The sequence below is a fragment of the Seohaeicola zhoushanensis genome (assembly GCF_014656415.1).
Lineage (GTDB): Bacteria > Pseudomonadota > Alphaproteobacteria > Rhodobacterales > Rhodobacteraceae > Seohaeicola_A > Seohaeicola_A zhoushanensis.
In genome coordinates this window covers 303,062-322,216 of the sequence record NZ_BNCJ01000001.1, presented here as the reverse complement: position 1 = coordinate 322,216, position 19,155 = coordinate 303,062, and the positions used below count along the sequence as shown (strand labels likewise).

General features: G+C 65.1%; 15 protein-coding genes. 11 read left to right on the top strand and 4 right to left on the bottom strand.

Features of this window, described 5'->3' with window-relative positions:
- Positions 1-3: 3 nt before the first annotated feature.
- From IE266_RS01535 to IE266_RS01495, 9 genes are read left to right on the top strand one after another with little or no spacing between them, the layout of a single operon-like run.
- The gene (locus tag IE266_RS01535) at positions 4-2,166 is read left to right on the top strand and encodes a type VI secretion system Vgr family protein (protein ID WP_189678267.1); all 2,163 of its coding nucleotides are present in this window, start codon (positions 4-6) and stop codon (positions 2,164-2,166) included.
- Positions 2,167-2,174: 8 nt separating this feature from the next.
- A complete protein-coding gene (locus IE266_RS01530; RefSeq protein WP_189678266.1) occupies positions 2,175-2,774 on the top strand; it encodes a DUF6931 family protein in 600 nt (199 codons plus the stop codon).
- Between the two features lie 2 nt (positions 2,775-2,776).
- Positions 2,777-3,076, top strand: a complete 300-nt coding sequence (locus tag IE266_RS01525; RefSeq protein ID WP_189678265.1) for a PAAR domain-containing protein — start codon at positions 2,777-2,779, stop codon at positions 3,074-3,076.
- Between the two features lie 11 nt (positions 3,077-3,087).
- Positions 3,088-4,593, top strand: a complete 1,506-nt coding sequence (tagH, locus tag IE266_RS01520; RefSeq protein WP_189678264.1) for a type VI secretion system-associated FHA domain protein TagH — start codon at positions 3,088-3,090, stop codon at positions 4,591-4,593.
- A 25-nt stretch (positions 4,594-4,618) separates the two neighbouring features.
- On the top strand, positions 4,619-5,959 hold the full coding sequence (tssK, locus tag IE266_RS01515; RefSeq protein WP_189678263.1) for a type VI secretion system baseplate subunit TssK: 1,341 nt from the start codon (positions 4,619-4,621) through the stop codon (positions 5,957-5,959).
- 17 nt (positions 5,960-5,976) lie between these two features.
- The gene (gene icmH / locus IE266_RS01510; protein ID WP_189678262.1) at positions 5,977-7,401 is read left to right on the top strand and encodes a type IVB secretion system protein IcmH/DotU; all 1,425 of its coding nucleotides are present in this window, start codon (positions 5,977-5,979) and stop codon (positions 7,399-7,401) included.
- Positions 7,398-10,967, top strand: a complete 3,570-nt coding sequence (gene tssM, locus IE266_RS01505; RefSeq protein WP_189678261.1) for a type VI secretion system membrane subunit TssM — start codon at positions 7,398-7,400, stop codon at positions 10,965-10,967. Before icmH ends, tssM begins: the two co-directional genes overlap by 4 nt.
- Positions 10,968-10,969: 2 nt before the next feature.
- Positions 10,970-11,650, top strand: coding sequence for a type VI secretion system-associated protein TagF (tagF, locus tag IE266_RS01500; protein WP_189678750.1), 681 nt, complete (start codon positions 10,970-10,972; stop codon positions 11,648-11,650).
- A complete protein-coding gene (locus IE266_RS01495) occupies positions 11,647-12,369 on the top strand; it encodes a PP2C family protein-serine/threonine phosphatase (protein ID WP_189678260.1) in 723 nt (240 codons plus the stop codon). Before tagF ends, IE266_RS01495 begins: the two co-directional genes overlap by 4 nt.
- A gap of 129 nt (positions 12,370-12,498) precedes the next feature.
- On the opposite strand, the gene IE266_RS01490 is transcribed toward IE266_RS01495, so the two are convergent.
- Both IE266_RS01490 and IE266_RS01485 read right to left on the bottom strand, forming a co-directional pair.
- Positions 12,499-14,679 carry a serine/threonine protein kinase gene (locus tag IE266_RS01490; RefSeq protein WP_189678259.1) on the bottom strand — a complete coding sequence of 727 codons (2,181 nt, stop codon included), beginning with the start codon at positions 14,677-14,679 and terminating at the stop codon, positions 12,499-12,501.
- A gap of 45 nt (positions 14,680-14,724) precedes the next feature.
- The gene (locus IE266_RS01485) at positions 14,725-15,204 is read right to left on the bottom strand and encodes an OmpA family protein (protein ID WP_229863858.1); all 480 of its coding nucleotides are present in this window, start codon (positions 15,202-15,204) and stop codon (positions 14,725-14,727) included.
- Positions 15,205-15,447: 243 nt separating this feature from the next.
- Between IE266_RS01485 and IE266_RS01480 the strand changes: the two genes are divergently transcribed.
- Positions 15,448-16,320, top strand: coding sequence for a M15 family metallopeptidase (locus tag IE266_RS01480; protein ID WP_229863857.1), 873 nt, complete (start codon positions 15,448-15,450; stop codon positions 16,318-16,320).
- Between the two features lie 3 nt (positions 16,321-16,323).
- On the opposite strand, the gene IE266_RS01475 is transcribed toward IE266_RS01480, so the two are convergent.
- Positions 16,324-17,823, bottom strand: coding sequence for a caspase family protein (locus tag IE266_RS01475; protein WP_189678257.1), 1,500 nt, complete (start codon positions 17,821-17,823; stop codon positions 16,324-16,326).
- 203 nt (positions 17,824-18,026) lie between these two features.
- Here IE266_RS01475 and IE266_RS01470 point away from each other — a divergent pair, with 203 nt between their 5' ends.
- Positions 18,027-18,698 carry a hypothetical protein gene (locus IE266_RS01470; protein WP_189678256.1) on the top strand — a complete coding sequence of 224 codons (672 nt, stop codon included), beginning with the start codon at positions 18,027-18,029 and terminating at the stop codon, positions 18,696-18,698.
- A gap of 6 nt (positions 18,699-18,704) precedes the next feature.
- On the opposite strand, the gene IE266_RS01465 is transcribed toward IE266_RS01470, so the two are convergent.
- Positions 18,705-19,136: a MarR family winged helix-turn-helix transcriptional regulator gene (locus IE266_RS01465; RefSeq protein ID WP_229863856.1), complete on the bottom strand. Its 432-nt coding sequence runs from the start codon at positions 19,134-19,136 to the stop codon at positions 18,705-18,707.
- Positions 19,137-19,155: the final 19 nt, after the last annotated feature.

Sequence of the window (19,155 nt, the reverse complement as noted above, 5' to 3'; positions counted from 1 at the left end):
CCCATGGCCAATGTCAAAATTGAATTGAAGGGCAAGATTACCGATCTCAAGTCCGAGGAGAAACTCTGGCTGACCGGTGCGATCATCCGCGAGTCCTTCGGCACGTTGACCGAGATGACGGTTGAATTCGTCACTCAGGACCCGATCACCATGAAGGACCTCGTCGGCCAGGCCATCGGGGTCGAGCTGGTTCTCAACGAGAACAAGAAGCGCCGCTTCGAGGGCTTCGTCGTCTCGGTCGAGCGTCTGTCCGAGAAGGTGGGCAGCAAGGGGGCCGAGGTGCAGTATCTCGCCACCGTGCGGCACTGGGCCTGGATGCTGACGCGCACGTCCGACAACAAGATCTTCCAGGACAAGACCGCCGTGGAGATCATCGAAGAGGTCTTCGGCGAACACGGCTTCATCGACTATACCAAGAAGCTCAGCGCCACCTACGAAAAGCGCGAATACTGCGTGCAGTACCGCGAGACGGACTATGATTTCGTCACCCGCCTGATGCAGGAAGAGGGGATCTACTTCTTCTTCGACAACGCGCCGGACAGCGGCGAGAAGAACAAGATGATCCTCTGCGACGACAAGACCGGCTCGCACAAGCCGACCCCAGGCATGGCCGAGCTTGAATTCTCCGGCTCCGGCGGCAAGGGCCAGGAGCAGGGCAACAAGGTCACCGACTGGGCCAGTGGCGAAAGCGTGATTTCCGGCAAGGTGACGCTCAACGATTTCGACATGCTGACGCCGCGTGCAGACCTGAAGACGGTCAAGCCGACGACGACCCAAGCCTCGCATTCGCACAAGAGCTACGAGTTGTATCACTATCCCGGCCACTACCGGAAGGACACCGGCCGCGGGAACCGGCTGACGCAGGTCCGGATGGAGGCCGAAGAGGTCGAATACAAGCTGCGCCGGGGCGTCACCAACTCGCGCAACCTTGCCATCGGCTATACTTTCAAGCTGACCGAAGGGCCGACGGGCGAGAACAACACCTATCTCGTCACCGAGGCCGTGCACTACATCCGCCCCTCCGAGTCGCACCGGCTGGAGCCGAACCGGCAAGACCGGGACCGCCCGGAACTGACCTACCCCGAAGAGATGGAGAGCATGGACTATGCCTGCTACTTCGTCGCGCTCGGCTCCGACATCCAGTTCCGCAACAAGCTGATGACCCCCTGGCCCGAGATCGCGGGCCTGCATACGGCCACCGTGGTCGGCAAGGCCGGCGAAGAGATCTGGACCGACGAACACGGCCGCATCAAGGTGCAGTTCCACTGGGACCGGCTGGGCCAGAACAACGAGAATTCCTCCTGCTGGATCCGCGTGGCGACCCCCTGGTCGGGCAAGGACTGGGGGATGGTTGCCATCCCGCGCATGGGCCAGGAAGTGGTGATCCAGTTCGAGGAGGGCAACCCCGACAGGCCGATCTGCACCGGCATGCTGTGGAACGCCGACACCAAGCCCGCCTGGGCCTATCCCGACAACGCCGCCCAGTTCGGCATGCGGTCGCGCTCGACCAAGGGCGGCGGCGCGGACGAGTACAACGAGGTGATGTTCGAGGACAAGAAGGGCGAGGAACTGATGCGCATGCAGGCGCAGAAGGACCACCAGTGGCTGATCAAGAACAAGTCCGTCACCACCATCGGCTACGACGAACTCGATGCCGGGGCGCATGATGCCGACGGCTGCCTGTCCGAGGTCATCAAGAAAGACGTCACCCGCACGATCAAGGAAGGTAACCACTACCACACGATCAGCAAGGGCGATGAAGAGTTCAAGATCGAGACCGGCAGCCAGACCATCGAGATCAAGACCGACAAGACCCAGACGGTCGAGGGCAAGTATACCGAGACAATCACCGGCAACATGACTACCGAGGTCAAGCAGGGCAACCAGACCAACACCATCAAGATGGGCAACCAGACCACGGCGGTGAAGATGGGCAACATCGACACCAAGGCGGATCTGGGCAAGATTACGATGGAGGCGATGCAGAGCATCGAGCTCAAGGTAATGGGATCCTCGATCAAGATCGACCCCTCGGGGGTCACCATCAAGGGGCCGATGATCAACATCGAAGGCACCGGTATGGCCACGCTGAAATCGCCGCTGACCCAGGTCAAGGGCGAACCCCTGATGATCGTCAAGGGCGGCCCCCTGACGCTGATCAACTAGGTGCAGCCATGAGCGAGCGATTCTCCAACCTGACCAAGATCCCCGACGTTCCTGCGGCCAAGATGCTGGCCGACGCGAATATCCGTCTCAAGACACCGCTCGATGCCCCGGCCAGCGCGAAGGCCAGCGTCGTGCTGGCCGAACTCGACGCGAAGGACGCCTGGGTCGACATGCTGATCCTGCTGGGCGTGATCCTTCCAGGGCGCGAGCGTGTGTGGTGGGCCTGCCTCGCCGCGCGCGATTATATCGGCCCCAAGTCCGATGCCGACCCGCTCCCGCTGACTGTTGCCGAAACCTGGGTCTTCAAGCCCAACGAAGACAACCGCGACCCCCTTCGCGAGGCGATGGACCATGCCCTGCCAGATGACGATACGGTGCATTGCGCCCGCGCGGCCCTATTCGCAGACGGCACTCTGGGGACGGGCGACGCAAAGGAACATCCCGCTCCCCCCGGCGCGGCCGCACTCTCGGCCTATGCCATGAATATGGTGGCGCTGGGCAAACTCTCTGATAAGTTTGAACAACATAAGACGGTTCTGATCGACCGGGCGCTCGACATTGCAAGGGGCGGAAACGGGCGTATCGCCCCCAAGGCGAAGGAGGCCTGAACATGTGTATGCCACAGCACAGATTGGGTGACTCGGTGCTATGCGCGCTTTGCGTGCCCACACCGGCGGGCCCGGTTCCGGGCCCTTCGGCAACGACGTTCGTCTGCGCGGTCACAACGCTTGTCGCGGGCAAACCGGCTGCCCGCATCCTCGACAACCACATCGGCGTCGGCCCGCATCCGCTGGTCAAGGGCTCGTCTTCGGTGATTATCCAAAGCATGCCGGCGTCGCGCATTCTCGACAATTGCGGTTGCGGCGGCATGGCCGTATTGGGTGAATTCACGGTCTTGACGGGAGGTTAAGCAACCAAGGCATGACGGTCACGCTGAAGTTCCAGAGTTCCGGGACAGTTCCCGGAAACGCCCGGCCTGTCACCATGCAGGGCGGTAGCCTGACCGTGGGGCGTGGCCCCGCGAATGATATGGTTCTGCCCGACCCCGACCGGCTGCTGTCGAAGAACCATTTCGTGATCGAGGATCACAACGGCAATGTCGTGGTGGTCGACCTGTCGACCAACGGCACCTTCCTCAACTACTCCAAGATCCCCCTCGGCCGCACGCCGACGCCGCTCAACAATGGCGACGTGCTCGGCCTCGGCAGCTACGAGCTGGTGGTGCAGATCAGCAGCGAGGTGCCCGACTTCGACGACCTGATCGCCCCGCCCAGTGCGATGGGCGGCATCTCGCATGGCGACGCCAGCCGCGCGCCCGATCCGCTCGACCTGCTCGACGCGCCCGGCCCCGGCGGCGACTTCCTCGACGACCTGCTCGGCCCCGAGAGCAAACCGACCGGCCCCAGCCAGTTCAACCCGGTCGATCCCATCGACGACTTGCTGCCGCCGATGGGCGAGGACGAAGACCCGTTCTTCCACAAGCCCAGCGACGGGCGCGAGGGGACCGGGGCCAGCCTGCCCTCGCACAGCGCCGGGATCCACGACAGCTATCGCCCGCAGTCAGGCGGCGGGCAAAGCATCATCCCCGACGACTGGGACGACCTGCTCGAAGGCACCGGCACGCCCGAACCGCCGCCCGTTGCGCCACCGCCGCCCAGTCCGCCCCCGGTGGTCCCGACTCCGCCGCGGCGCACGCCTCCGACGGTTCCTCCGGTGGCCACCACGCCGCCGCCCGAAGCCGACGAAGACCCCGATTTCGAAACCACCGCGCCGCCGGCCCGCCCGGCGCAACCTGCCCCTGTTGCAACGCCGACGCCCGCCCCCGTGGCCGACAGCGCCGGCAACGCCGAGCTGATCCAGGCCTTCCTCAAGGGTGCCGGCGCTGAAGACCTCGCGCTCGATCCCGCCGATCATGCCAATACGCTCGCCCGCATGGGCCGGGTGATGCGGATGCTCGTCACCGGCCTGCGCGAGATCCTGATGACCCGGACCTCGATCAAGTCCGAGTTCCGCATCGAGCAGACGATGATTTCCGCCGGGGGCAACAACCCGCTGAAATTCTCGATCAGCCCGGAACAGGCCGTCGAGGCGATGATCAAGCCCGCCACCCGCGGCTACCTCAGCCCCGAGAGCGCGGCCGAGCAGGCCCTGCAGGACATCAAGGCGCATGAAATCGCCATGGTGACGGGAATGGAGGCGGCGCTGAAAGGCGTGCTCAAGCGGCTCGACCCCAAGGTGCTCGAAGGCCAGATCGAGGTCTCGGGCGCCTTCGGCAGCCTGCTGAAGGGCAAGAAGGCCCGTTATTGGGAAGTTTACGAAAAGATCTATGCCGAAGTATCCGATCAGGCCGAGAATGATTTCCACGACCTGTTCAGCCGAGAATTTGCCCGGGCCTACAAGGATCAGCTCGACAAGCTGAAGCAATAAGGCCCGTTAAGATAGGGAGAACCACGTGTCCTGGGACAGCAAGGTGCTTTGGACCGAAGGTCTGTTCTTGCAGCCGCATCATTTCCAGCAGGCCGATCGCTATATGGAAGCGATGGTCGGCGGGCTGGCACGGCGCGTGCGGCCCTATGCCTGGGGTGTGAGCCAGCTTGAAATCGACGACGAGGTTCTCAAGGTCGGCCAGTTCGCCCTCAAGAGCATCGCCGGGCTGACCCATGACGGCACCGTCTTCCGCGTACCGATGACCGAGGACCACCCGCCGGCGCTGGAAGTGCCGACGACGATCAAGGATTGCGTCGTGCTCCTCACCGTGCCGCAGCGCCGCCAGGGCGCGGCCGAGGTCGACCTCTCCGGTGCCGAGATGTCGGCCAGCCGCCTGCGCCCGTCCGAGCTAGAAGTTACCGACACCATGGGTCAGCAGCGCAAGCCGGTGACCATCGGCGTCGGCAAGCTGCGGCTTCAGTTCGCGCTGGCGGTCGACGACCTGGCCGACAAGCTGGCGATCCCGATTGCCCGCATCATCGAGGTGCGGCCCGACAAGTCGATCATCCTCGACCAGTCGTTTATCCCCTCGGCGGTGGACGTGCGCGCGGCCAACCCGCTCAGCGGCTTCCTGCGCGAGCTGGAAGGCCTGCTCTCGCACCGCATGACGGCACTGGCTGGCCGGCTCTCGGAAGGGGCGGGATCGCGCGGGGCGGCGGAAATCTCCGACTTCCTCCTGCTCGGCGTCGTCAACCGCACCCTGCCGCTGGTCCGTCACCTCAGCCAGATCGAGAACCTGCACCCCGAAGACCTCTACCGCACCTTTGTCTCGCTGGCGGGCGAGCTTTCGGTCTTCATGAGCGCCGACAAGGAGCCGCCGCGCTTTCCGGCCTATACCCATGACAACCTCACCGCGACCTTCACGCCGGTGATCCGCACGCTGCGCCAGTATCTCAGCTCGGTGCTGGAACAGACCGCCATCCCGATCGCGCTCGAGCCGCGCAAATACGGCATCAGCGTCGGGGTCATCGCCGACCGCAAGCTGCTCGGCAATGCCGGTTTCGTGCTCGCCGTCAGCGCCGATATCCCGGCCGAGGACGTGCGCCGCCACTTTGCCGGCCAGGCCAAGATCGGCCCGGTGGAAGAGATCCGCCAGCTGGTCAACTCGGCCCTGCCCGGCATCACCATCCGGCCGTTGCCAGTGGCGCCGCGCCAGATCCCCTATCATTCGGGCGTAGTCTATTTCGAACTCGAGGCGGCCAGCCCCTATTGGGGCAAGATGACCACTTCGGGCGGTATCGCCGTGCACGTTTCGGGCCAGTATCCGGGTCTGAAGATGGAGCTTTGGGCGATCCGCAATGCGTGATCTGAAGGGGACGAAACATGTCTGACGAAGACCCGTTTGCAGAACCCGATGACACCGACAAGACGGTGATCCGCCCCAATCCGGGCGGGCGGCGCTCGGCCGGCGGTATGGCCGCGCCACAGCCGCGCGCCGTCGATCCGCTGGACGTGCCCGTACAGGGCGGCGGTGGCGGGCTCGATGCCTTCGGTGTGCCGCAGTCCTCGGCGCCCCGGCGCGACGCCGCGCGCGCGGCGCCCAATGCCAAGATGGCGATGACGGGCATGAACTCCCTGATCGCCTGCGCCAGCACGCTCTTCTCGCTGATCAGCCGCATCCGCAACCGGGCCCAGCACATGGACCCCGACAAGCTGCGCCACAGCGTGGTGAGCGAGGTGCGCGAGTTCGAGAACCGAGCGCTGCAGGCCGGTATCCCGGCGCAGACCGTCAAGGTCGCCCGCTACGCGCTTTGCGCGACGCTCGACGACGTGGTGCTGAACACCCCCTGGGGCGGGCAATCCTCCTGGGGCCTGCAATCCATGGTCGGCACGTTCCACCGCGAGACGGTGGGCGGCGACCGCTTCTACGACCTGCTGGCGCGGCTCGAGAAAGAGCCGGGCGCCAATATCGACATGCTCGAATTCCTCTACATGTGCATGTCGCTGGGCTTCGAGGGCCGCCTGCGGGTGGAACAGAACGGGCTCGAGAAACACACCCAGATCCGTGCCGCGCTGGCCCGGATCATCCGCGCGCAGCGCGGACCGCTGGAACACGACCTTTCCCCGCGCTGGCAGGGGATCATGAAGCCGTTCAAGGCGCTTTCCGCCTGGCGGCTGCTGTGGATCACCATGGGCGTCACCGCCTTCCTGCTCACCGCGCAGTTCATGGGCCTGTCCTGGCTGCTGTCCCGCTCGACCGAGCGGGTCATCGGGCAGCTCTCGATCATCGACACCGGCCCCGTCGCGCAACTCCTGCGCCGCGCGCCGCCGCCGCCGCCTCCGCCACCCGCGCCCACCGCGCTGGACCAGCAGAAGAAGGTCGAGGGCTTCCTCAAGCAGGAAATCGAGGAGGGCCTGATCGAAGTCTTCCCGCGCGTGAACACGCTGGTGATCCGCATCGAGGGCTCGGGCATGTTCGGCTCGGGCTCCGACCAGCTCGAACCGCGTTTCGTCGACCCGATCCACCGCCTGGCCGAGGCTCTGAACGACGAGAAGGGCGCGGTGATCATCGTCGGCCACTCCGACAACGTGCCAATCAAGTCGTCGCGCTTCCCGTCCAACATGCACCTATCGCTCGCTCGGGCGAAATCGGTGATGGCGGGAATCGCCGAGGTCTTTGACGACCCCTCGCGGCTCACCGCCGAGGGTCGGGCCGACAAGGAACCGATCGCCGATAACAAGACGAAGGAAGGCCGGGCCAAGAACCGGCGCATTGAAGTGGTGTTGGTGCGGGAGGTCAGCGAATGATCCGCTGGGTAATCCGGGGGTTCCGGTCGATCTATTTCGCGCTGACCTTCGTCGCATTGGCGCTGTCGCTTGCCGTCTGGTTCCTCGGGCCGCTGATCGGCAGCGACGAATGGCATCCCTTCGCCGGCTTGATCGCGCGCATCGTCACGATCTGCATTGTCTGGCTGATCTTCCTGCTCATCATGCTGCTGGTGCTCTGGCTGCGCTGGCGCAAGAACCGCAAGATGACCGAAGAGATCGTCGAGGCCACCGAGACCTCTGATGACGATGTCATCTCGGAAGAGATCGGCGAGCTGCGGTCCAAGTTCAAGCTGGCCATTGCCGAGTTGAAGAAATCGAAGAACGGCAAGAAGCACCTGAACGAACTGCCGTGGTACGTGATGATCGGCCCGCCGGGCGCGGGCAAGACCACGGCCATCGTCAATTCGGGGCTGCAGTTCCCGCTGGCCGACAAGCTGGGCAAAGAGGCCATCGGCGGCATCGGCGGCACCCGCAACTGCGACTGGTGGTTCACCAACGAGGCGGTGCTGATCGACACCGCGGGCCGCTATACCACGCAGGAAAGCGACGCCGACGCCGATAACGCCGCCTGGCTCGGCTTCCTCGGGCTGCTCAAGAAGTATCGCAAGCGCCAGCCGATCAATGGCGCGATGATCGCCATCTCGCTCTCGGACCTGTCGCTGCAGGACGAGATGACACAGAAGGCCCATGCCGCCGCCGTCCGCCGCCGCCTGAACGAGCTGCGCGAAAAGCTCGGCGTGCGCTTCCCGGTCTATGTGCTCTTCACCAAGGCCGACCTGATCGCCGGCTTTACCGAGTATTTCGACGATCTCGGAAAGGAAGAGCGTGAACAGGTCTGGGGCTTTACCCTGCCGCTGGAGAAGACCAAGGGCGAGGCCTCGCCGGTTGCTGCCTTCGACGAGGAATTCGGCGCGCTGCTGGGGCAGCTGAACGCTCAGTCGCTCGAGAAGATGCAGCGCGAGACCGACCACCAGCGCCGCGCGCTGATCGCCGGCTTCCCCAGCCAGGTCGCCTCGGTGCGCCAAGTCGCGCGCGATTTCCTGAACGAGGTGTTCCAGGACAACCGCTTTGAAAACCGCCATATGCTGCGCGGGATCTACTTCACTTCCGGCACGCAGGAAGGCACGCCTATCGACCGGCTGATGCTGGGCATGGCCCAGACCTTCGGCATCGGACGGCAGGCCATCGGCACCGGCCACGGCACCGGGCGGTCCTTCTTCCTCACCCGGCTGTTCGAGAAGGTGATCTTCAACGAGGCCGGTCTCGTCTCAGCTGACGACAAGGTGGAACGCCGCTATCGCTGGACCCAGCGCGCCGCCATCGCCGCAACCGTCCTGATCGCGCTCGGCATGGGCGCACTCTGGGTGCGCAGCTATCTCGGCAATACCGAGCTGATCGGCGCGGCCGAGGCCAAGGCGACCGCCTACCAGGAGGCCGCCGGCCTGCTGCCGCCCAGCCCGGTCGGCGACACCGACCTGCCCCCCGTCGTCGTGGCGCTGAACCAACTGCGCGACCTGCCGGGCAACCCGGTGCTGGACGAACCCGAACCGGAAGGACGGGTACGTTACGGCCTCTACCAGGGCGAAGTGATCGGTACCCAGGCCGCGCAGACCTATCGCTCGGCGCTGAACAAGCGGTTCCTGCCCCGGCTCCTGCTGCGTCTCGAAGAGCAGATGACCGGCAACATGAACAACCACGAGCAGCTCTACGAGGCGCTCAAGATCTACCTCATGCTCGGCCTGCAGGGGCCGATGAACCCCGAGATGGTGACCGAGTTCATGGAGGCCGACTGGGCCGTCGCCTATCCCGGCGTGGTGCGCGAGGAACTGCGCGGCGACCTGTCGCTGCACCTCAAGGCGCTGCTGTCGCAACCGATGGAAGAGATCGCCCTGAACGGCCCGCTGGTCGAACAGGTGCGCGGCATCCTGACCGAGCTGCCGCTGGCGCAGCGCGTCTACAACGGCATCATCAACAGCACCAAGGCCACCGCCCTGCCGAAATGGCGGATCACCGACGCTGGCGGCCCGAACGTCGCGCGGGCGATGGTGCGCTCTTCCGGCAAGCCGCTGAACGAAGGCGTCGAGGGGATCTTCACCTACAAGGGCTTCAACGAGGTCTTCCTGCCCGAGGCGGTCAGCGTCTCGGAGCGGGTGCAGAACGAATCCTGGGTGCTGGGCGCAAGGGGCGAGGCGCTGCAAAGCGAACAGGCCATGCTGGCGCTGGCCCGCGACGTGCTCGACCTCTACTACAACGACTACATCTCGCGCTATGACGGCATCCTCGGCGATCTAGACATCATCCCGATGGAAAGCGTGAGTCACGCGGTCGAAGTGACCAACGTGCTGTCGGGGCCCACCTCGCCCATCGTCAACATCCTGACCGAAGTGGCGCGCGAGACGCGGTTGACCGAAAACCGCTCGGTGCTGCCCAACGGCGCGGTGGCCGATGCGACCAACCGCCTGGTCGGGGTCGAAACCCGCTCCAACCTGTCGGTGCAGGGCCTCATCATCTTCGAGGCGCTGACCACGGCGGCGATCAACTCCAACGGCGAGCCGCCCAAGCAGCCGGGCGCCTATGTCGAGGAACGCTTCGCTTGGCTGCAGGAACTCGTCGCGCGCCCCGAAGGCCAGCCCTCGCAGCTCGACCAGCTTATGGTCGTGCTGACCGAGGTCTACCAGGCGCTCAACAAGATGAGCTTCAGCGGCGTCACCAGCGGCGGCGAAAGCGGTGAGGCGATTGCCAACTTCCAGCAGGCGGCGGGCCGGTTCGACGGACCGCTGCAGCGCTGGGCATCGCAGATCACCACCGGCTCGACCGGGGCCGCGGGCGAAACCACGCGCGCCTCGATCAACGCCAAGTGGCAGTCCTCGGTGCTGCCCTTCTGCGAGCAGGTGCTGAACAACCGCTATCCGTTCAACCGCCGCGCCGGCGCCGACGTGGCCATGGGCGACTTCGCCAAGCTCTTCGGGCCGACCGGGCTGATCGACAGTTTCTTCAACGACAACCTTCTACCCCATGTCGATACCCGGACACGTCCCTGGACCTGGAAGCCGGTGAACAACGTCGATCTGGGCATCTCGCAACAGGTGCTCGAACAGTTGCAGTTCGCCGCCGAGATCAAGGACGCCTTCTTCGCCACCGGCGCGCCCAACCCCTCGGTCAGCTTCCAGATGACGCCCGAGGCGCTGGACCCCAAGGCCAAGGGCGTGGTGCTTGAGATCGACGGCCAGCAGGTCGCCTTCGAACATCGCGGCGGCCAGCCGAACCCGGTGGCGGTGACCTGGCCGGGCGGCGTGGGCTTTGCCCGCGTCAGCTTCCTGCCCGAGGAGAGGAACACCGAAAGCACGCTGCGGCGAGACGGCCCCTGGGGCTGGTTCCGGCTGCTGGACGCGGCCGAGGTGCGCCGCACCAACGTCTCCGACCGCAAGCGGGTGATCTTCAACGTCGGCGGCCGCATCGCGATCTTCCAGATGCAGTCCGGATCGGTCCTGAACCCCTTCGCCCTGCCGGCGCTGACCAAGTTCAGCTGCCCGAAGTCGATGTGACCATGACAGCCGGGTTCGGAGCCTTCGGCAAGATGCCCTCGGTGGGTGACTTCTTCCGGGTCAACCTGCCGGGCGGTTTCGTTACCGCCTGGGACACTTGGATCCAGACCGCGATGCTGACCGCTCAGCGCGCATTGGGCGCCGACTGGGACGCCCACTACATGACCGCGCCGATCTGGCGGTTTTCCCTCTCGGCGGGCCTGGGCGGGTCGAGCAAGATGCTCGGCGTGCTGATGCCCTCGGTCGACCGGGTCGGCCGCCGCTTTCCGTTGACGCTGGCAACCGTGGTGACGACGCCGGGGCCGGCGCAGCTCGACCATTTCAGCGAGGAACCCCTGTTCATGCGGCTCGAGGACCTGGCGCTCGACGCGCTCGAAGACGGCATGACGCGTGAGATGCTCGAGACACGGCTGGCCGAGATCCCGGCGCCCGAGTTCCGTCGCGCCGCGCCATTGCGCGCCGCAGGACGCAACCTGGTGCTGACCCCGGCGGCACCGGCCAGCCCGCTGCCGGAACTGGCCGCCGCGCTGCTGGCCAAGCGTTACGAGGCGCCCAGCATCTGGAGCGCGGTGGTAAATGGTATTCCCAGGGTAATGGTCTGCGAGGGCCTGCCGGATGAAACGACCGTCGAGGGCTTGTTCCACCTCAATGCCCCGGTCTGGAGCGAGGCGCGACCGATATGAGTGATTTGCGGCAGTTCCGCTTCAACGCCAAGACCCACGTGGGCCTCAAGCGCAAGGTGAACGAAGATTCGATCCTGGCGCTACCCGACCATGACATCTGGGTGGTCTCCGACGGAATGGGCGGGCACGAGGCCGGCGATTATGCCAGCCGCCTGATCGCCGACAGCATCGCCACGATCCCGCTGGGTCTCGACCCGACCGAACGGATGTACGCCCTGCGCGACGCGATCCAGGCGGCGCACCGCATCATCCTGGCAGAAGCGGAAGACCGTGGCCGCGGGGTGATCGGCGCCACCGTGGCGGCGCTGATGCTGGCCAACGGCCATTTCGCCGGCATCTGGGCCGGCGACAGCCGGATCTACCGCCTGCGCGACCACCGGATCGAAATGCTGACAACCGACCATTCGGCGGTGGCCGAATTCGTCGCCGCCGGCAAGATGACCTGGGACGAGGCCGAACAGCACCCGCATTCCAACGCGATCACCCGTGCGGTGGGCGTGGGCGAGACACTGGAACTCGACAAGGTGCGCGGCGAAACGCTGCCCGGCGACCGCTTCCTGATCTGTTCGGACGGGCTGACCAAATACGCCACCTTCCGCATCCTGCAGAGCGCGCTCGACCGCTATCCGCTGGAAACCGTCTCCGACGAGCTGATCCACATCGCGCTCGCCGGCGGCGGCGGCGACAACATCTCGGTCATCGTCGTCGACATCCTCTAGGGCGGCGAAATCCGTCGCGGATTTCGCTCCGTTTTCCCGCGAGGAAAACGGAGCCACACGGACCCATGTCGCCTCAATCCCGAATTCCTCGCAGGAATGCGGACGTTTTCCGCGCCGGAAAACGCCTCCTCAGGGCTTTGCAGTCGTCAGGATCCGGCTGTCGATCGACTGGATCACCGCTTCGTTCTGGGTGGCGAATTTCTGCAGCGCCTCGGCATAGCTCTTGGCCGATTCCGAACTCGGCAGCTGGCCCTCGAACAGCGGCGCGGTCGAGTGGATCGCAATCACCTTGCTCTTGCCAAGCGTGCTGTCATCGACCCGGAAGGCGAGCTTGCCGGTGCCAGCGGCCTCGGACAGCGGGAAGGCCACGCGCACGCGTACCTGCCCGGTCCGCCCGTCGCGCAAAGCGGTCACCGAGTTGTCGAGCTGGCTCAGGATCGGCAGCATGTGCAGCACGTTGCCCGACACGTCGATCACCGAGACGGTGAGATAGCCATCGGTCACATCGGCGGGCAGAACCACGTCGATCACCGGGTTCTCGCCCACGAAGAAGCGGCCCGATGGGTTCGGCTCGTTCCGGTCGCCAACGGTAAAGGCGATGTCGATGCCGCTTGACGGTGCCTTGGGCAGGTGGCTCTCGATCAGGCAGAGCGTCTCGTTCAGCACCTCGACGTCCAGTACCACCTGCCGGCCATTGGCCACGGCGCTCAGCCCGTCGAACAGCTTGACCCGCGTCGCGGTACCGGCCACCCGGCCCGTGACGGTGATCTTGCTGTCGGGCCCGTATCCCACATTCGGCGCGCCCGGCGTTTCTAGTGGGCCGCAATCGGCAAGCTTGGCCAGCACGCCGGTCACCTCGGAGACAGGCAGGAACAGCGGCTGGTAGGCGATGTCGGCGTTGCCATCCAGCGCGCCCGGCAGGTCGTTGCCCAGGGCCGCCATCAGCCGCTTGTGCACCGCCTCATCCGTGGTCTTGCCAGTAACATGGCCCCGGTTGCCGCTGATCGTCAGCCGCCACTCGGGCAGGTCGTCGATCTGCTTGATGGTCTCGAGCACGTCATCGGCCCAGGTTCCGGCAATATCGCCGCGCGCCAGGGTCAACTGCGCCTGTCCGGCACGCTCCTGCATCAGCTTGGTCAGCGCCTGCATCATCGCTTCGTTCGGCACATTGCCGACGGCGCTGGGGGCGCCACCCTCGGGGCGGGCGATCAGCAGGGTATAGGGATCGGCCAGCGGTCGGTTGTCCCCGATCACGCCGTCCAGCGCGCCGGTGAACCAGGCCCCTCCGCCCGCCGCGGCGACCAGCAGCAAGAGCAGGCCAACGATCAGCCCGGCCCCCGATTTCTTCCGCGTTGGCGGCTCCGGCGGAGCGGGTTTGGCAGGCTCCTTCGGCGGCTCGGTCCGGCGGGCAGGGGGCACGGTGGCCGTCTCGTTGCGCGCCCGCGCCACCGGCACAACCACCGTGGCGTCGCTGTCTGCCCCGGTGGACGGGTTGTCGAGGAAGGCCAGCACCTCGGCCGCGCTCTGAAAGCGGTCGTTCGGGTCCGGCGCGGTCATCTTGTCGAGCAGCGCCTTCAGGGGCTCGGGAACGCCCGAGGTGTCGAGCGGCTCGCTCTTCTTCTGCACCACTTCCATCGGGTTGCGGCCCACGTCCGGCGGCCTGCCGCGGAAGTTGGCCAGCAGCAGCGCGCCCAGCGAATAGATGTCGGTGCGCGGGTCGGTCTGCCCGCTCAGCTGTTCCGGCGCGGCATAGGCGTATTTCCCGGCGAACTCGTTGCCGACGATCGTCTCGGCGCCGGGATTGGTATCCTTGGCGATGCCGAAGTCGATGATCACCGCCTGCGCCGGATCGCCGCCCTTGAGGATGATGTTATCCGGCGACAGGTCGCGGTGAACGATGTTGCGCTTGTGCGCCGCGTTCAGCCCCTCGGTCACCCGCCGCGCGACGGTCAGCAGTTCGTCCGCCGGCATCGGCCCCTGCTTCAGCCGCTTGTCGAGGCCGGGCCCCTCGACATAATCCATCAGCAGGTAGACCTGCCCGCTCTGCGTGCGCGAGCATTCCGAGTAGCGAACCACCGCGTCATGGCGGATATCGCGGATCTCCTCCTCGCGCGTCAGCAGCACGAGGTAATCGTCATTCCCGGTGAATTCGGATTTCAACACCTTCAATGCCATCAAGCGCCCGGAAATCTCCGAGCGCGCCTTGTAGACGTCAGAGGTGCCGCCACGCCCCAGCAGGGCCTCGATCCGGTAGGTGTTGTTCAGCAGTTCGCCAGGTTGAAAGGCATCTCCGGGACGCGATTCAACCATGACGACGGCTCCACCGATTGTTGCTTGCCAAGGCTTTCAGAGTGCTTATCCCAGTGCCTGGAACTCGACGCGGCGGTTCACGTCGGCCTTGGGATCGGCCTGATCGAACGGTGCGGATTCACCCAGGCCGACCGCTTCGAGCCGGTTCTCGGGGATGCCGCATTCGCTGACCATGTGGCGCTTCACTTCCTGCGCCCGCAGCAGCGAGAGACGCTGGTTGTAGGCGGCCGAACCCGAGCTGTCGGTGTGACCGATGATCTGGTACAGAGCCGCATCGACCGACTTCATCGCCTGGCACAGCGCGGCCAGCTTCGGCTTCTGATCGGCGCGCAGCGAGGCGCTGTCGAAGTCGAAGGAGATCTGCACGTTGACCTGATCCTCGCGTGCAACCTCGTTGTACGAGGCCGGCGCGGCGGCGGCGACGCTGGTGCTGTCGGTGCTGGTGGCCTGCTGGCCGGTCGGCACGATGACAAGACCGCGGGTTTTCTGCTTCTGCAGCTTTTCGGTGATCTGTTCTGCGGTCATTTCGGTGCTCGACTGGGCCATGGTGGCCGCGGGCAGTCCGAGGGCAATGCCGGAAATCAGAGAAATTGCGAGAAGGTTGCTAAAACGGACCATGGTTCGCTTTCCCTTTTGTAGCCGTTTGGGTTACGTAATGACTTTATACCGTGAAGGGGTATCCCACAACGGTCTATTAGATCAGTGAACTTGGTCACGTTGGTGGAAAAAAAGCGAAATTTCGAACAAAATGTGGCAGGGCAAAGAACGATGAGTGCTCCGGAAGACCAGTTCATGCGTTTCGTTCCGGCGGCGATCATCCTCGCTATCGCCATCATTCTCGTGCCGATCATCTGGGTGCTGCTTAGCGTCGTGCTGCAGCAGGAAGACGAGGCCGGTGGGCCGGCGCTCGACTCGGGCGCGCGGATCGAGATCGAACAGCTGCGCCAGCAGATCGAGGATCTGCAAGAGCGCTTCGTCCAGTTGCAGACCGAGGTCGCGCAGATCCCGCGCGGTATTACCGGCGGCGGACCCTACGAGCCCAACCAGGACGAGGAAGATGCCATCCTGCGCGGCACCGGGCCGAACGACATCCTGAATTCCTATGCCCAGGTCGTGCTGATCGCCAACCGCACCGATGTGAACAAGGGGTTGGAAGTGGCCTCGCCCAACTACCTCGAAGAAAAGCTCGGCCGCCCGCGCGAAGTGCTGAGCGACACCTGCGAGGCTATGACCAACGAGGCGCTCAAGGCCAAGCTGGTGCTGGAAGAGGTTGGCCCGATCAAGGTGCGTATGCTGATGCCGGCGGTCGAGTCCCTGCGCCGCGTCTTTGCCAATGTCGAACGCGCCGACCCAGACCTATACGCCCGCATCAACACCTCGGGTTCGCTCTGCGTGCGTCGGATCCGGGGCACCCAGGACCGGCTCTCGACCCATAGCTACGGGCTGGCGGTCGATCTCAACATCGACGGCCAACTCGACCTCTTCACCGACGGCAAGACGCAGTTGGGCCTGACCATCCTCGCCGATTTCTTCCATCAGGAAGGCTGGGTCTGGGGCGCCGGCTTCAACCGCGAGGACTCGATGCATTTCGAGATCAGCCGCAAGCAGCTCGACGAATGGCTGGCCGACGGCCAGCTCTAGCACTTACTCGCTGAGGCCATAGGCCAGCCGGATCGATTTCTTAGTGCCGGCGCCGAACTCGCCATCAAGGCCGCCGGCATAGAAGCCATGCTCCTTCAGCTTGCCCTGCAGGGCGCGACGGGTCTGGCGGGTGAACATGTTGGGCCGCTCGCTCAGCAGGTTCAGCACGTCGGAGCTGCCCGACCGCAGCGCCTCGTAGAGATAGCCGGCGGCATCCTCCGGCCCCTTGGTCGGGATCAGCCCGTCATCGATCAGCGCCGCGAAGTTGAACTGCGCCTGCGGGTGGCGCAGGTCGGCGGCGCGCTCGAAGTATTCCAGCGCGCGTTTCGGGTCGGCCGGCAGGCCAAGGCCGCCCTGGTAGTGCAGGAAGCCCAGGTCGTTGATCGCATCGGCAAAGTCCTGGTCCGCCGCTTCCTGGTAGAGCTCCAGCGCCCGCGCCTCGTCGCGCTCCACCCCGGTGCCGCGCTCGTAAAGCTTGGCCAGCTCGAACTGCGCCTCGGGCGACCCCGCCTTGGCGGCGCGTTCCAGGAAAGAGACAGCTTCTTTCGGGTTGAAGCGCCCTTCGTTCGGGTTCAGCCGCATATAGGCCAGGCCCAGCATCGACCGGGTGTCGCCCAATTCGGCCAAGGCCAGAAGCTGCTGCTCCTGGTCCGGCTTGATCTTGGTCCAGGCGCTCAGCGCATCGCCGTTGTCGACATCGGCCTGCCCCTTGGCCGGCCCGGCCATGTAGAAGGGCACACCCGAGAGCGAGCCATAGGTATGCGGCTCCTGCAGGTTGTGGGTGATCTCCAGCACGCGGTCGCGCACCTGGCGGAACATCAGGCTGATCTCCAGCCCCGGCACCACCATCTTCTCCATCAGCGCCATGGCATAGGGGCTGTTGTCGCCCGAACCGTCCAGCGCGACCTGTCCGTCCTTGGCGGCGAAGGCCACCAGCGTGCCGCGGTCGGGGTCAGCGGGCGCAAGCCCACCCACACCGCGCGTCGCATCCTCGGTCGGTTGCAGCTTGGTATCGGTGTCATTCAGGTCGATCAGGTCGCCCAGCGGGTTGTTGCGGCAGGAGTCGAGGATCACCACCCGCATCTTGCGGGCGCGTTCCACCGCCGAGAGCAGTTGTTTCAGCGACACCGACTGCCGCTGCACGTCGCGGTTCGAGGCCACGTTGGCGTCGACCGGGATCAGGAAGTTCTCGCCCTGCACCTCGACCCCGTGACCCGCGTAGTAGATCAGGGCGAGATCGGCGGTCTCGGCCCGGAAGGCGAATTCGTCGAGCAGTTCGAAGGTCTGGGTGGAGGTGGCGTCCAACGCCAGCGTTACGTCAAAACCGATGCTCGACAGCGTGTTCGCCATCGCCTGCGCATCGTTTCGGGTGTTGCTGAGCGGTTCGATGGTCTGATAGGCGCCGTTGCCCAGCACCAAGGCCACCCGGTCGGGAGCAGCGCTTGCCAGGGTCGCGTTCAGACAGAGGATCCAGGCGGCGACGATCCTGATCGCCAGACTCATCATGTTGGTCCTGCTCGCAAAATACTTTTCTTAACGGCCACCACTCTAGCGCCGACCCAAGCGAAACAAAACACCGGAATTCCTGCCTTGACGAAGATCGCCGACCCTGCATCCAATCCTCCTGAGATTGTGATCCGGCGTGTTTCATGCTAGGGTCCCCTCGTTTCAGTAAAGATTGTTTTCCTTGTTGCGAGGTTGCCCATATGGCCCGCCTTCACCTGGTCCTGATCGGACTTTCCGCCTTGTCCTCGACAGCTTTGCTAAGTTCGGGTGCTCCGTCGCACGACGGGGCGCAGCTCCTTGCCGGCGGCGGCAGTGACCGCCTCATCGGGCAGAGCACCAATGGCCGCGGTGGAGACTCGGTGGGCGGTGGTGCGGATTCGGGCGTTGGGGGATACGATGCGGCCGGCTTGCCGGTGAGCGAGACCGAAGCGCTGTCGATCCCGGTGCCGGTGCAGGTCGCGGGTGTGCTGAACCGCAGTGCCCAGGTCTGCGGGAAGCTGCCCGACGAATACGCCATCGACTGTCTGATCGTGCACCTGCGCCAGGCCATCTCCGTCACCCCCCAGGGCGGCAAATATTCCGATGTCCACAAGGTCCTCAGCGACACCGTGCGCAAGCTCGACAAGATCGTTGCCGCGAACCTCGACGACAGCATGGACCGGATTCGTCTGAAGGCCGGCGGCGCGACGACCGAGCGGATGCGCGCCATTCGCCCCGAGACGGTGCGCCGCGCCAATGCCGAGGCGGCCAAGATCGTGGCCGAGGCGGAAACCATCCTGCTGCGGTCGGCTTCGCAACACGCCGGCGCGCGGTTGGACTACGTCCGCATCGCCGAGGCAGTAGGCTCTAACAAGCTGCTTCTGCGCTCGTAACTGGGGTCAGAGCGTTTCGACGTTCTTGCGAAGAATCCGCATCACCCGCAGCCAGGCTTCCAGATCCTCGGGGTCCACCCCGGCGATCAGCCGGGCCTCGCGCGCCAGCGCGGTCTCAAGAATGCGGTCGTGCAGATCCTGCCCGGCAGCGTTCAGGCGCAAGGTCTTGCGGCGCGGGTCGCTCTCGGAACTGGCGACATCCAGCAACCCCAGCCCGACAAGACGCGCCACCGACCGGCTCACCGCAGACTTGTCGAGCATGATCACCTCGCAGATCCGCGCCGCGGGAATGTCCGGCTCGGTCGCGATCCAGGACAGCACCCGCCACTCGGTGACACCGATGCCGAACTCCTGAAGGTAAATCGCCGAGGCGCCCCGCGACAGCGAGGTGTTCACTGCGGTCAGGAAATAGGGCGCGTAGGTGTCGATATCGATCACCCGGCGACCCTCTTGCGTC

Coding starts and splice junctions, on each gene's coding strand:
- IE266_RS01485 (WP_229863858.1), bottom strand. CDS start 15,204: ATGACCGCAGAACAGATCACCGAAAAGCTGCAGAAGCAGAAAACCCGC.
- tagH (WP_189678264.1), top strand. CDS start 3,088: ATGACGGTCACGCTGAAGTTCCAGAGTTCCGGGACAGTTCCCGGAAAC.
- IE266_RS01490 (WP_189678259.1), bottom strand. CDS start 14,679: ATGGTTGAATCGCGTCCCGGAGATGCCTTTCAACCTGGCGAACTGCTG.
- IE266_RS01525 (WP_189678265.1), top strand. CDS start 2,777: ATGTGTATGCCACAGCACAGATTGGGTGACTCGGTGCTATGCGCGCTT.
- IE266_RS01530 (WP_189678266.1), top strand. CDS start 2,175: ATGAGCGAGCGATTCTCCAACCTGACCAAGATCCCCGACGTTCCTGCG.
- IE266_RS01475 (WP_189678257.1), bottom strand. CDS start 17,823: ATGAGTCTGGCGATCAGGATCGTCGCCGCCTGGATCCTCTGTCTGAAC.
- IE266_RS01535 (WP_189678267.1), top strand. CDS start 4: ATGGCCAATGTCAAAATTGAATTGAAGGGCAAGATTACCGATCTCAAG.
- tagF (WP_189678750.1), top strand. CDS start 10,970: ATGACAGCCGGGTTCGGAGCCTTCGGCAAGATGCCCTCGGTGGGTGAC.
- IE266_RS01480 (WP_229863857.1), top strand. CDS start 15,448: ATGAGTGCTCCGGAAGACCAGTTCATGCGTTTCGTTCCGGCGGCGATC.
- tssM (WP_189678261.1), top strand. CDS start 7,398: ATGATCCGCTGGGTAATCCGGGGGTTCCGGTCGATCTATTTCGCGCTG.
- IE266_RS01470 (WP_189678256.1), top strand. CDS start 18,027: ATGGCCCGCCTTCACCTGGTCCTGATCGGACTTTCCGCCTTGTCCTCG.
- IE266_RS01495 (WP_189678260.1), top strand. CDS start 11,647: ATGAGTGATTTGCGGCAGTTCCGCTTCAACGCCAAGACCCACGTGGGC.
- icmH (WP_189678262.1), top strand. CDS start 5,977: ATGTCTGACGAAGACCCGTTTGCAGAACCCGATGACACCGACAAGACG.